General features: G+C 62.2%; 7 protein-coding genes and 2 tRNA genes. 2 read left to right on the top strand and 7 right to left on the bottom strand.

Annotation, left to right across the window (positions count from 1 at the left end; translation table 11 throughout):
- Positions 1-318 precede the first annotated feature (318 nt).
- Positions 319-753, top strand: a complete 435-nt coding sequence (locus QCE88_RS10365; RefSeq protein WP_309901555.1) for a hypothetical protein — start codon at positions 319-321, stop codon at positions 751-753.
- Between the two features lie 101 nt (positions 754-854).
- Here QCE88_RS10365 and QCE88_RS10360 read toward each other — a convergent pair whose 3' ends face one another.
- From QCE88_RS10360 to QCE88_RS10330, 7 genes are all read right to left on the bottom strand, one after another.
- Entirely contained in the window at positions 855-2,075 is a 1,221-nt protein-coding gene (locus QCE88_RS10360) for an MFS transporter (protein ID WP_309901553.1), read from the bottom strand.
- Between the two features lie 328 nt (positions 2,076-2,403).
- The gene (locus tag QCE88_RS10355) at positions 2,404-4,854 is read right to left on the bottom strand and encodes a DUF6351 family protein (RefSeq protein ID WP_309901551.1); all 2,451 of its coding nucleotides are present in this window, start codon (positions 4,852-4,854) and stop codon (positions 2,404-2,406) included.
- 17 nt (positions 4,855-4,871) lie between these two features.
- The gene (locus tag QCE88_RS10350; RefSeq protein ID WP_309901549.1) at positions 4,872-5,702 is read right to left on the bottom strand and encodes an OmpW family outer membrane protein; all 831 of its coding nucleotides are present in this window, start codon (positions 5,700-5,702) and stop codon (positions 4,872-4,874) included.
- A 19-nt stretch (positions 5,703-5,721) separates the two neighbouring features.
- Positions 5,722-6,963, bottom strand: a complete 1,242-nt coding sequence (locus QCE88_RS10345) for a DUF2957 domain-containing protein (RefSeq protein WP_309901547.1) — start codon at positions 6,961-6,963, stop codon at positions 5,722-5,724.
- Between the two features lie 41 nt (positions 6,964-7,004).
- Positions 7,005-8,936 carry a DUF2957 domain-containing protein gene (locus tag QCE88_RS10340; RefSeq protein ID WP_309901545.1) on the bottom strand — a complete coding sequence of 644 codons (1,932 nt, stop codon included), beginning with the start codon at positions 8,934-8,936 and terminating at the stop codon, positions 7,005-7,007.
- Between the two features lie 614 nt (positions 8,937-9,550).
- Positions 9,551-9,637: transfer RNA gene (locus QCE88_RS10335), tRNA-Leu, on the bottom strand.
- 159 nt (positions 9,638-9,796) lie between these two features.
- Positions 9,797-9,883: transfer RNA gene (locus tag QCE88_RS10330), tRNA-Leu, on the bottom strand.
- 302 nt (positions 9,884-10,185) lie between these two features.
- Here QCE88_RS10330 and rnr point away from each other — a divergent pair.
- Positions 10,186-12,654, top strand: coding sequence for a ribonuclease R (gene rnr / locus QCE88_RS10325; protein WP_409018111.1), 2,469 nt, complete (start codon positions 10,186-10,188; stop codon positions 12,652-12,654).
- The last annotated feature ends 82 nt before the right edge of the window (positions 12,655-12,736 follow it).

The raw sequence follows: 12,736 nt of genomic DNA, 5'->3' as shown, positions 1-12,736 counted from the left end.
ACGAGCGGCGTAGAAAACAGCCGTCAAGCAGAGGCATTCAGGGAAGAAGTCCACCCTTGAATTCAGATAACTCCGAAATAACCAGAATGGGGAAATTTCGCGTTTCGAGTTGGGACCGGGCAGGGAAGAATGGTCGGGCTTCGGTCCTGCGCATGACGTAGACGGCCGTTGTGCTGCCGGTCGATATCGATCCCCGCGCGGAGCGGGGATCAAAAGGGCGCTGTGGGTTCATCTTGCCGGAGTTCACCACAGCCAGTCACAACTCGGAGTGCTTCTAGTTGCGACCACCTGCACGTGCACGTGGTTGGAGGAGCATAGTTGAACTCGAAAAATCTGGATCACTTGGAGAGGCTAAACATAGGCGCCGTTCCGGTTGAAGCCACGTTTCCCGACTGGGCCTGCATGCAGGGTTACGTGCTCTATATTTTTTGCGGGACGAACGGCGCGTGCCGTTACGTGCGGGTGCCACTGGACGAGTCGCTGATCGCGACGATCCAGGCCGTCGGGTGCGGCGGCGGTTTCTCGTTGTACCGGGATCCCGGCGGACGCCTGACGTCGGTCGGGAGGTTCATCGGACTCGTCTGTCTGGAGCAGGCGATCCCGGCGGCCGCGATCTGCCAGGAACTCGGCGTGCCCGAGCGTATCCTGAACCGCCTGCGTCGCGAGCGGGAAGCGTACGCCGCCTATCCGCACGACGCCGGCGCGTTCCAGAGCCTGCGGACGCTCGCGCTCAAGGGCGAGATCAAGGCATAGCGGCGCCGCGAAGCGGGCGAGGTTCGCGCGCATGTACGGTCTTGCATGTTGCGAGACCGTACATGCGGCTCCAGGCTCCAGCCGTTGTGATGAACGTCCGCCTAGCCGCCGGCGCCCGCGTTCTCCGCCGAACGCGTCATGTCGATGCCCCTGCGTTCGCGGCTGAAAAAGATGAGCCCCGCGATCACCACCGCAACCACGCCCGCGACAATCGCCATGGCCATGCCGTAGTTGTTGCCGTGGGACGTGGCGATCTCGGCCTGCATCGTCGCATTGACGGCGGCCAGCAGATTGCCGAGTTGATAGACGAGTCCGGGGAAGGTCGCGCGGATCTCGTCGGGGGAGATTTCGTTCAGGTGCACGGGAATGACGCCCCACGCGCCCTGCACGGAGATCTGCATGAGGAACGCGCCGATGGCGAGCATGACCGGCGTCGTCGAGAACGCCCAGAGGTACAGCACCGGCAGCGCGATCAGCGCGGCGATGAAGATGGTCAGACGTCGCCCGATCTTCTCGGACAGCGACCCGAAGAACAGCCCGCCAACGATCGCGCCAAGGTTGAGCACGATCGTGATGACCGACACCGTGTGCGGATCGAAGTGATGCTGTTCGCGCAGGAAGGTCGGATAGAGATCCTGCGTACCGTGCGAGAAGAAGTTGAACGCGGTCATCAGCACGATCGCGTAGAGCGACAGCGTCCAGTTCTGCTTGAGCGTGGCGAGGAGGCTCGGTCGCGGGCGCTTTTCCATCGCGCGCCAGGCAGGGGATTCGGGAACGTGCGCGCGGATGTAGAGCACGAGCAGGGCGGGAATCACGCCGACGAAGAACATGCCGCGCCAGCCGACGAACTGATACAGCACGCCGAAGACGATCGACGCGAGCAAATAGCCGCTGGGATAGCCCGCTTGCAGCAGGCCGGACACGAAGCCGCGCGCCGAAGGCGGCACAGTTTCCATGGTGAGCGCGGAGCCGACGCCCCATTCGCCGCCCATCGCGATGCCGAACAGCGCGCGCAGGACCAGCAGTGTTGCCAGGTTGGGCGAGAGGCCGGAGAGCAGCTCCAGCATCGAATAGATCGCGATGTTGATCATCAGCGTCGGGCGGCGGCCGAACTTGTCGGCCAGTCGTCCGAATATCAGCGCGCCTATCGGGCGCATGGCCAGCGTCAACGTAATGGCGAATGCCACGTCGGGGATTTTCGTATTGAATTCGGCGGCGATGTCCTTCAATACGAAAACCATCAGGAAGAAATCGAAGGCGTCGAGTGTCCAGCCTAAATAAGCGGCGATCGTTACGTTTCTCTGTTCGCGCGTCCAGTTCATTGCCACGTGCTCCGTTGGAATTGTTTGATTCGAATAGGCGAATTAACTGAGAGCGACTCAGCAATAAATGCGCCGCCCGCAGGGCGCGTCGGCTCAGCGGCCGCGCGCACCGGCGAGTCTAAGGCTCCCAGCACGCGCACGCTTGATTTAACTGCTCATGTTCGAGCGGGGCTGCCAATGAATCTGAATCAATCAATACGCGCGTAATTCAATTTTGTTTATTTTGGTGATTGTCTGAATCGATAATGAAAGAAAACAGTTTGAGATATGCAAGTTCGTGACAAGTCGCTGAATGCGACGCTGGTTTTCATACTGGCTGAATCTTTCATCAATACAAAGACAGCGCGAATGCCGGGCTGGCCCAGCCGCCGCTCCAGTTTTTGGAAGCGGAAGGCATCGCCTGGCCGCCGTACATCACCGATCCGTCCAGGTTCTGGTAGGTCATCCAGGGAACGGCTCCGGTCTGATCGACGCCGGGCTGAGAAAAATCACAGATTCCAGAAGGGAAGATCGCCTGCATTTGAGCCCACTGCTGATCGCTGAATGGCGTTGAACCGTAATTGTCCGACCGGTTCAGCGGCTTGCGCTCGCACTTGTTGACATCCACCGCAACGGACTCCCCCGCCACGATGCGCGGTGTCTGATAGACCGGTATGACGCTGTTGCTGCATAGCCCGGGCTGAAGGTTGCCGCTTGAATTGAAGCAGCTATCCACGGCGTTCGCGGGCTTGTCCACCGACACTTTCTGCGCAAGCGATGCCGCGCTGGCGTCGGTCTCGATGTTGTTCAGCCAGGTGTCCAGCGTCTTGAACGCTTTAAGAAAGCAGGTCGCGTGACCCAGCATGAAGGTTGGCCCACCGAATATCACATGATTGGCGTGATTCCCGAACGCGTGATCCAGGCGAGCGCGAAGCGCGAACGTGCGCGAGGTGTCGTGCCCAGCCGGGTTCGGGCCGAGGCAATCCACGATCGGCGTGGCGTTCAGGTGATTGGCTTCGTTGATCATGCCTGCCCGATAGGCGTTCTGAAGCGCCGGCTCGTCCGCTATCACGCGCGATTCAGTGGGAGCGGCATTGATGTCCAGGCCGCCGATGTTCTGGTTGAGATCGAGAAACTGCGCCGGCGATATCGCACCGTTCTGAAGCGCGCTCAATCCGTACTGCACCCTGACGTTGTCGTACGGACGGCCCGCGAAACCGTGACCCAGCGCGTGTTCGTTTGCCGACCAGACGCTTTGCACACGCGGGCCGAAGATGTTGACGGCCCAATCGGTGACGCTGCATCGAATGCCGCCTGGGTTGGTTACCGCGTTAAAGATGACGGCAGGGTTGTTGATTCTCGGGCATGAACCGATGGCGGTTGGCGAAGCAGAGGCGCCATTCGGATAGACTGCCGAGAAAAACGCAAAATCCGTCAAGAAGATATTCTGATCGACGTTCGCAGGCATCAGGCTGCCTCCTGCCAAACCGGCCAGCGACGAAACAAGCGCTGTCGGCGCATCAACGCTCAGTGCGGCCGCTGCCTCTGCGATGTCCCGCGCGCCCCATGGGCTGCCCGAATCGCCGTAGACGGCCTGCTGGGCCTGCTGGCTCCAGGCGATTCCGCTGGCACTGACGTCGTTCTGGCCGAAATAGCTCAGCAACAGGTGGTTATCCGCAATCTGCGCAGCGGATCCCCAGGCATCGGGGAAGGCGGCGGACGCCAGCAACGCCTGATACACGCCGGGATAGGCATTTTGAACCCATTGCTCGGCCAGCGAGCCGCCGGACGACCCGATTCCGATGGTGTAGCGCAAGCGGCCGTAGTGCTTGATGAAATATTCCTTGGCCATGACAAGCGATTCAGCCTGAATGGCGACATCGCAATCGACGGCACTATTGGCCAGTGCGGTGCCCAGCACGGCGAATCCTTTACTCAGCGCATAAAGCACACTGTCATTGGCGGCGGAAGAACCATCCGTGATGACTGATGGATTGGCGGACTCACCGAAGGAGACCCCGCACAGACTGCCGTGCGTGATATAGAGCTTGCGATTGAATTGCGGCTGGGGGCTGACCGCGCTCCACGCCAGCGCCGGTTGGTAGAGCGTCGCGATCTGATACTGGCTGCGGTCCTGATAGCCTGTTTCCAGCCGCACGATGAACGGCACCCTCACGCCCTGCTCGGTCGTGACGGTGGCGACATTCTGGGGCGGCTTGACCGGGTTGTAGGGTTGCAGCCCTTGCAATGACGAATCGGTCGACAGATACAGCCAGCTGTACATGGGCGCCTGGTTGCACTGGGCGTCGGTCGCTCCCGGCTGGCAGGGCCACGGCTGAATCTGAGGCCCGGAGAACACCGGCCCACCCGGGGGATGGTCGACGAGGGTCTCCTGCGCGGTCGTCAAACCCGGTCCCGATACCGATAACGTATTGGATCCCGGCGACAAGCCGGTCACGAGCCCGATGTAGGTGCCGGAGGCGTCGTAAGCAAACGCACGGCGCTCGTCAATGCCGTTCAGCGAGACATAGAGGTTGCGCGCGTCCGTGCCTTGCGGCAGGTCCAGTTCGATCAGGCTGTCGCCGCCGCTCACCAGATCCGCGCGACCGGACAGCACCTTGATGACGGGCTGAGACGGAACGGACGCGGTTGCGCCGGCATCGCTTACCGTGGCTCCGTTATCGGTCGGGGGTCTCGAAGACGAGCCGTCCGACCCGGACCCGCTGCCGCACCCGACCAGCAGCAATAACGCCAATGCCAGCAGCCCGTTCTGGCGAAAGAAGTGAAGTCGGCTTGCCATCGCGATTTCCCGATTGTTCAGAATTTGTAGGACACGGCGAGAAACGTGATCAGGGGATCCGCCTTCAAGTCGGACTTGGACACGGCGAGTGCCGTGCCGTCGGCAGCCTTGATCGTCACCGAGGTGGTGGTTTTCAACGGCATATAGGTCAGCGATGCAAGCAGTCCCCAGTGTTCCGTGATGTCGAACAGGAAGCCCGCGTTGAACACCGGCTGCCATGACGACGACGCATCGGCCGATACCTGCGTCGGACCGGGCTTTCCTGCGCCCGCTGCCAGCACCTGACCCAGCGTGTTCCGCGTCTGCGCGATGAAGTTGTTGCCGAGCTGGACGTCGCTGAACCAGTTGTACGAGGCGCCGACGCCGAGGAAGGGCCGGAATCGGGAAGTCGGCTGTCCGAAGTAATACTGCAGGATGACAGCCGGGCTCCACAGGCGCGCGGACTTCACGACGGGGTTGACGGCCCCGAGGCCGATGTTTTGAGTGCCCAGCGTGCCTGCCGGGCCGGGCGGCGCAATCGTGCCGCTGCCGTACACCTGGAACTTCGGCGGCACGCCGGCCAATGCGGTGACGGCAAACTGATCCGTCAGAAAGTGGGAGAAGGTGATGCCGAGCGTGTCTGCCTGCCCGACGCTCAACCCCGTGCCCGGCGAATTGAACGACGGCGGCAGGCCCAGTGCGCCGGTCATGGGCGTGGGTGCGACGTACGTGCTCAGCGAGCTGCTGCTGTCTTGTGGAAACGCATGCAGCCATCCCAGCGACACGACGTTGCTGCCCGCGCTTTGTGCCGACGCGATGCAGGGCATCAGAAACGCCGCACACGCCACGGCATGGAAGATTCGTTTCATCGGAGGCTCCGGGTTCCGTTCACTGGACGAACGCGCCGATCAGGAAATAGGGCGACGCGGGGGCGGACATGTCGAGGAAGCCGAACACGCCTCCTGTGAAAAGAAACGTGCCGGTGGGCGTTGCACTGGCCGCATCCGCGTGCGTGGAGCCGATCGCGCCCGGCAGCGTTTGCGCGTAGTCGAGCGTCAGGACGGTCGAAAGCGAGGCCTGGGACGCGTTGAACGGGTCGAACAGCGTGGCCCGTGTGTCGGCGAGCGCGGTCGCGCGGTAGTCGAGCCGGCTGTCGGCGCCGATGTACTCGCCGTTCTGGGAGCCCGGCGCCAGTTTCGTTTGTGGCGCGAGGATGGCAATGCCCGATTCGTCGTCGGCGGTGAGGGGCGGGACGCCGTTCGCGTCAGGCTGCGTGCCCGGGTTCGCCGCACCGGTGCGGATCATGATCGGCACCCGCTGGCCTCGCACCGTGCCGACGATCAGGTAGCCCTTCGCCTGTGCCACCGGCGCCAGCGTCGGCGGGACCTGCCCCTGGTAGTGATCGGTCTCGAACGCGCCGCTGCCGTTCGGGGATGCCGTCAGGTTCGTGCCCGGCTGTCTGCATGTGCCGGCGTAGAGGCCCGTCGTGTCGCAGCGCGACCAGCTGCCGTCCGGATTGATCGTTACGCTGGCGTTGATGGTCGTCGGCGCGAAGTGCTGCGTGGGCACCTGCGCGTAGCCGATCTGGTTATAGGTGCCGGCGAGGTCGGCAAGATTCGTATCGAGCGTCGAAAACCCGATGAACGGAAAGTAGGAAAAGGTCGTGTCCGGGATGGCGCCCTGGCCGCCGCTGCCCGCGTACGTGAACTCCTTGCCTGGAATGGTGCCGCCGACCACGCCGTCGCCGATGAAGACGCGCGCCGGCCGTGCAGGGTCGAGGCTCGCGCCGTTCAGCCGGTACGCGCAGCGGTTGAGACTCTGCGTCGCGAGCTGCGTTTCCGGGGTGAGCGTGCCGCTATCGAACGTGCCTGCGCGCGTCGGCACCACGGTGCCCGGCTTTTGCGGGACCGGCGACGCCACATAGGTGACCTGCCAGGTGAGCCGGGTTGTGTCGAGCTGGATCTTGACCAGTTCGCCGTCGCCGGCCCCGCCGGTGAAGACTGTCTTGTAGTCGAGCGACGACGGACACAGCGCCGCTTGCACCAGCGGCGTCGTGTTATCGGTCGCCCCGCCGCACGCCGAGAGCAAAAGCGCGGCCCCCGCCATCGTCGAACTGATGGTGTTTTTCATGGATCTCCTCCGCGCACTTCCGTTTGAAAGCGCTTGTTTTCTTATGGATTGCCTGGCTGGGCGGCTGTGCCGGACAGCGCGCCTACGCCGAAGTAGGGCGTGGCCGTAGCCGATGTGATGGCGCTGCCCATGCCGATTCCGGACGAAGACGACGCGAGGCCGCCGTTCGCCGACCCTTGAATCAAGGCCGCGTACAGGCCGCCTGCCGCAATCAGGTCGCCCTGGTACGGCGCATTGCCGCTCTCCGCGAGGTGAATGAGGCCGGGCGTCGACTGTCCATAGTCGAGCGTGAAGGCGGTTTCAGGCTGCTGGGTTGTCGGGTCGATGAACGATCCGGTGGCGCCGTTGATGACCGTTCCTGTGTACTTGAAGTTGGAGTCGGCCCCGGCGTAGTTGCCGTCGATCGCGCCGCTCGCAAGCGCGGTGGCGTGGCTCAGGACGGCAATGCCGGATTCGTCGTCGACCTGCGCGTTGGTGAAGAAAGGCGCGGTGCCGGGAATCGTGAGGCCGGTTCGCACGATCACCGGAATGGTTGCGCCGTTCAACTGGCCCAGAACCATATGGGCCGATGCAATCAGGCCGGCCTTGGGCAGCGTCATCGCGGAAAGCAAGGGAATCGTGCCGCCGAGGGCCTGGGCCGTCTGCTGCAGGACGGGCACGATGGCCGGGTCCACGAGTCCCGCAGTGCCGAGGAGCGCTTGATTGCTCAAGGCGCCGGCGATGCCGTTGATCGTCGCGACGACGGACTGGATCTGGGACGGGCTGAAGAGCGCACTGAATTGCGTGCCGATCTGAGGCGCCGCCGCGCTGTCGAAATACCCGGCCGGGTTGGCAGCCCAGGCGCCGCCGGTGGTCAGACAGCCGGTGGCGCTCGACGTGTAATTCGGATTGGCGGCATTGGTGCTCGTGCACTGTCCGTCTTTGTCGAAGGACTCGTGGGTGAGTGTGCCGCTGGTTGCATAGTCGCCGGACGGAATGATGTGATAAAGCAGACCGTTGTATGTTCCCTGAAGATTTGCAGGATTATTCGAAACGTTCGAGAAACCGAGGAACGGATAAAAATCCACGTGGCGGTTCGGAACCGCGCCGATCATCGAAGGGATTTTCAAGGTGCTGAATAGCGAGTTGAGGCCTTGGCCATTTGCATTCAGGGCACCTTGCAACGCGACCAGGGTTTGCTGTATAGCCGGCGTTTGCAGCGCGATCAGAACCTGCTGCACCATACTCAGTTGATCCGGAGTAATGCCAGCCAGACCAAAACCTCCCCGGATCAACGACCAGGCGATTCCCGCCAGACTGAAGGGTGGTGTGATCACATTATTCAGAAATGCGTTGACGGTTTGCAGATCGTTCGCATTTGTCAAAATACCCAGAAACTGTTGGACGCCCGGATCTTGCGCGACCGTCGTGATGGTCGAATAGCCGTCGAATTCGATCGTCGCGCCGGGAATGCCGCCGCCCGCAACGCCGAAGCCCAGCAGGATCGTCGGTGGATTGGCTTGATTGAAGTCAGCGGAAGTGGAGTAGCCGGAAGTGCTGCTGCCGGGCATCAGCACGAACGCACAGCGGGTCTGCTGAGCGGTCGGAAGCGAACCGGCGGGTGGATGGGTCACGTTGCCGGAAATCGTCACGCCCTTTCGGGTCGGCGCCAAAGTACCGGCAGCCAGCGGCACCGGCGACTCCAGCCATTTCAGCGTGTAGGTCATCGCTGTTGCGTCGATATGGAGACTCACCACCTCGCCGCTACCCGCCCCGCCGAGATACGTGCTGGCGGATATGGCCTGATCGGCCGGGCAGAGCGGTGCGCTGCTCGCCGGTGCGGAAACTGGCTGCCCCTGTGGTCCGCAAGCGGCGCCCGAACACTGCGGCACCTTGATGGCAGCGGGGTCGCTGACATTCCCGTCGCTGCACGCAGCCATGGTGGCGACAGCGGCGACCAAGGCGAACCGGTTCCTAAAATGGCGGAGCGCCATTCCACGTCTCCTGTTTTATTTATTGATTAGGTGCGTCGTCAATTATTGGCTGGCGCACCTATTTACTTTTTATATCGTTCGCCGATTACGAACGACGGATTTATTAATCCGAACGTCATGCAATGATTCTGACGAACGAATTACGTTCCATGCGTCTAGAACACGTCGATCGGCAAAGGCTTTTTCTTAGTGATTTGTTTCGGTCATCATTCTGAAGCCGGATTCTGATAAAAGCGGTTTTGAGTGTCAATCGACGAAGTCTTCTAAATCAGAGGCCGTAGATAATCCGGTGAATTGAATTGAAAAATGGAACCGTTCCATGACCGTTTTCACGATGCTTAGTCGTTAATTAAATTCCGACTGAAACAAGGATAAGGAGGTAGCACGCACGGCTCGAAGTTCAGTCGACGCGGCGCGTAGGGGGAGCATGCCTCGTCGTGATGGATCAACGCGAAGGAAGTCAGGCAGGTGCCTGAGTGGTTCGACATGACGCGCTCAAATTTGAGTCGCAAAAAACAGAACCGGAAACGAAAAAACCCCACGTCAATGCGTGGGGTTTTTGCGTGCGATGCGCTTCGTGTTGCCTACGATCAGCGTCTCGCGAAAGAGGACCTTGGTGCCCAGGAGAGGACTCGAACCTCCACGGTGTTGCCACCGCTAGGACCTGAACCTAGTGCGTCTACCAATTCCGCCACCTGGGCCAAGGGGTACAGCGAGCCCGCTATTTTAGCGGGAACCGAAACCGTGTCAATCGAAAAGTCTGATGACTCGAGATGGCTTGAAACCCATCCGAAGTCGACCATGAACACGATCCCTGCATAAAAAGAAAAAGCCACCCGAAGGTGGCTTTTTCAAACATCTGGTGCCCAAGAGAGGACTCGAACCTCCACGGTGTTGCCACCGCTAGGACCTGAACCTAGTGCGTCTACCAATTCCGCCACCTGGGCAAGGGTGTGCTCTGCTTAAAATCTGTTAATGCAAACCGTTTTTGGCGAGTTGCTCAACAGCAGAGAACGCAATTATATCGACCGTAACGAGTCTGTCAAGCGTTTCCACCATCGACGTCCGCAGCCTTGCCGGGCGCCGTGGGCCGGGCGGCGAGGCCCGTGGCGTCTGAATGACGGGTGTTAGAATCAGACGAACGCTGCAGGCGAACGTGCAGGCGAACAAGCAAGCGAACAATGCAGGCGCGAACGGCAACACACGACGGCCGACTTTCCAGCCCAACGAGAACAACACGATCAAGCCCTTGAGCAAATATCCGTATCCGATTCCCAGCCGCGAAGAGATTCTCGGCGTGCTGCGCACGAGCGAGACTCCGCATGCCGCGAACGACATCGCCGAGGCGCTGTCGATCAAACGCCAGGAGCGTGAAGGATTTTTCAAGCGCCTGGCGGCCATGGAACGAGACGGACAAATCCGCCTCGACAAGCGCGGCCACTACCAACTCACTCATCCATCGAACTTCGTCGCAGGCCGCGTGCAGGGCCATCGCGACGGCTTCGGCTTCCTGATTCGCGACGACGGCCAGGACGACCTCTTCCTGCCCAACGGCGAAATGCAGAAGGTCATGCACAACGACCGCGTGCTGGCGCGCATCGTCGGCTATGACCGTCGCGGGCGGCCGGAAGGGCATATCGTCGAGGTCACGGACCGGGCCAACAAGCGCATCATCGGGCGGCTCATCAACGAGAACGGCGCGCTGATTCTCGTGCCCGAAGACAAGCGCATCGGCCATGACATTCTCATCACGCAGAACGCGAAGAAGGCGAAGGTCGGTCAGGTGGTGTCTGTCGACCTGACGGATTTCCCGAGCCGGCATTCGCAACCGCTGGGGCGTGTGGTCGAGGTGATCGGCGATATCGACGACCCCGGCATGGAGATCGAAATCGCCGTGCGCAAGTATGGCGTGCCGCACGAGTTCAGCGACGCCGCGCTCGCGCTGGCCGCCAAGCTGCCGGACGAAGTGCGGCCGGTGGACATCCGCCATCGGGTGGATTTGCGCGACGTGCCGCTCGTCACGATCGACGGCGAGGACGCGCGCGACTTCGACGACGCCGTGTATTGCGAACCGGTCACAGTCGGACGCGGCCAGGGTTTCCGCCTGCTGGTGGCGATCGCCGATGTCTCGCATTACGTGCATCCGAACGAGGCGCTGGACATCGATGCGCTCGACCGCAGCACGTCGGTGTATTTTCCGCGCCGCGTGATTCCGATGCTGCCGGAGAAGCTCTCGAACGGCTTGTGTTCGCTGAATCCGCAGGTCGATCGCTGCGTGCTCGTGTGCGACATGGTCATCACCGCGCGCGGCGAGATCAAGGCCTACCAGTTCTATCCGGGCGTGATGCATTCGGCGGCGCGGCTTACCTACACCGAAGTCGCGGCGGTGCTCACCAACACGAAGGGTCCGGAAGCCACGAAGCGCGCGGATATCCTGCCGCAACTGCAGAACCTGCATGGCGTCTACAAGTCGCTGCACGCGGCGCGGCAGAAACGCGGCGCGATCGACTTCGATACGACCGAGACGTACATCGTCGTGAATTCGCAGGGCAAGATCGAGCAGATCGTGCCGCGTCATCGCAATGACGCGCACCGGCTGATCGAGGAATGCATGCTGGCGGCGAACGTCTGCGCGGCGGATTTTCTGAAGCGCAACAAGCATCCGGGCCTGTACCGCGTGCATGCGGGGCCGACCGAAGAGAAGCTCGAGAACCTGCGCACCTTCCTGCGCGGCGTCGGACTGACGCTGACCGGCGGCGCCAAGCCGCACGCGAGCGACTACGCCGCGCTGATCGCGCAGATCCGCGACCGGCCCGACGCGCAGATGCTCCAGTCGATGGTCCTGCGCTCGATGCAGCAGGCGGTGTACAGCCCGGACAACATCGGTCACTTCGGTCTCGCGTATGAGGCGTATGCGCACTTCACGAGCCCGATTCGACGCTATCCCGACCTGCTCACGCACCGCGCCATCTACGCCATCCTGCAGGGCAAGAAGTATTTGCCGGAGATCGGCCACGAGGTGTTCCTGAGCACGGGCCTCACGAAGGCCGCGCGCGAAATGCAGAAAGCCGATGACACGGCGCGCGGACGTGCGCGCAACAGCGTCGCGATCTGGGAAGAGCTGGGGCTGCATTGCTCGTCGAACGAGCGTCGCGCCGATGAAGCCTCGCGCGACGTCGAAGCCTGGCTCAAGTGCTATTTCATGCGCGACAAGCTCGGCGAGGAATATGGCGGCATGGTGAACGGCGTGACGTCGTTCGGCATTTTCGTGCAGCTGGATTCGCTGTTCATCGAAGGGCTCGTGCATGTCACCGAGCTCGGGTCCGACTACTTCCAGTACGACGAGATCAAGAACGAACTGCGCGGCGAGCGCACGGGCATTCGCTATCGCATGTCGGATCGCGTGCGCGTGCAGGTGAGCCGTGTCGATCTCGATGCGCGCAAGATCGACTTCCGTCTGGTGCGCGACGTGCCGGTCAAGCCGCCGGCGCGTGCTGCGGCGGCCGTGGGCGAAGCGGCGGGCGGCGGTGGGTCGGGCGCGCGTGTGCGACCGTTGGACCCGATGGCCAACGACGACGCCGTGCCCGGCACGCGTACCCGCGGCGGCACGAACAAGGGCGCGACGCTGCCGGCCGGTTCGCGCGGCGGTGCGGCAAAGAAGCGTGGTGCGGCGTCGAAGTCGGCGTCGCAGGGCCGGCCGGCACGCAAGAAGCGATGAGGCGCTAACGCGCTCAGCGGGCGGCGCGCAGTCTGCGCCGCGACACATTCCGCGCGGTCCGATGCTTCGTGTATCGGGCCGC

Origin of the sequence: Caballeronia sp. LZ035 (genome assembly GCF_031451175.1) — a bacterium.
Taxonomy (GTDB): domain Bacteria; phylum Pseudomonadota; class Gammaproteobacteria; order Burkholderiales; family Burkholderiaceae; genus Caballeronia.
Note: the sequence above shows the minus strand (reverse complement) of the source record. Positions and strands in the feature narration are given on the sequence as shown.

What these genes read in the sequence shown, in the direction of transcription:
- QCE88_RS10350 (WP_309901549.1), bottom strand. Translation starts at nt 5,702, where the DNA reads ATGAAACGAATCTTCCATGCCGTGGCGTGTGCGGCGTTTCTGATGCCC.
- QCE88_RS10345 (WP_309901547.1), bottom strand. Translation starts at nt 6,963, where the DNA reads ATGAAAAACACCATCAGTTCGACGATGGCGGGGGCCGCGCTTTTGCTC.
- QCE88_RS10360 (WP_309901553.1), bottom strand. Translation starts at nt 2,075, where the DNA reads ATGAACTGGACGCGCGAACAGAGAAACGTAACGATCGCCGCTTATTTA.
- QCE88_RS10355 (WP_309901551.1), bottom strand. Translation starts at nt 4,854, where the DNA reads ATGGCAAGCCGACTTCACTTCTTTCGCCAGAACGGGCTGCTGGCATTG.
- QCE88_RS10340 (WP_309901545.1), bottom strand. Translation starts at nt 8,936, where the DNA reads ATGGCGCTCCGCCATTTTAGGAACCGGTTCGCCTTGGTCGCCGCTGTC.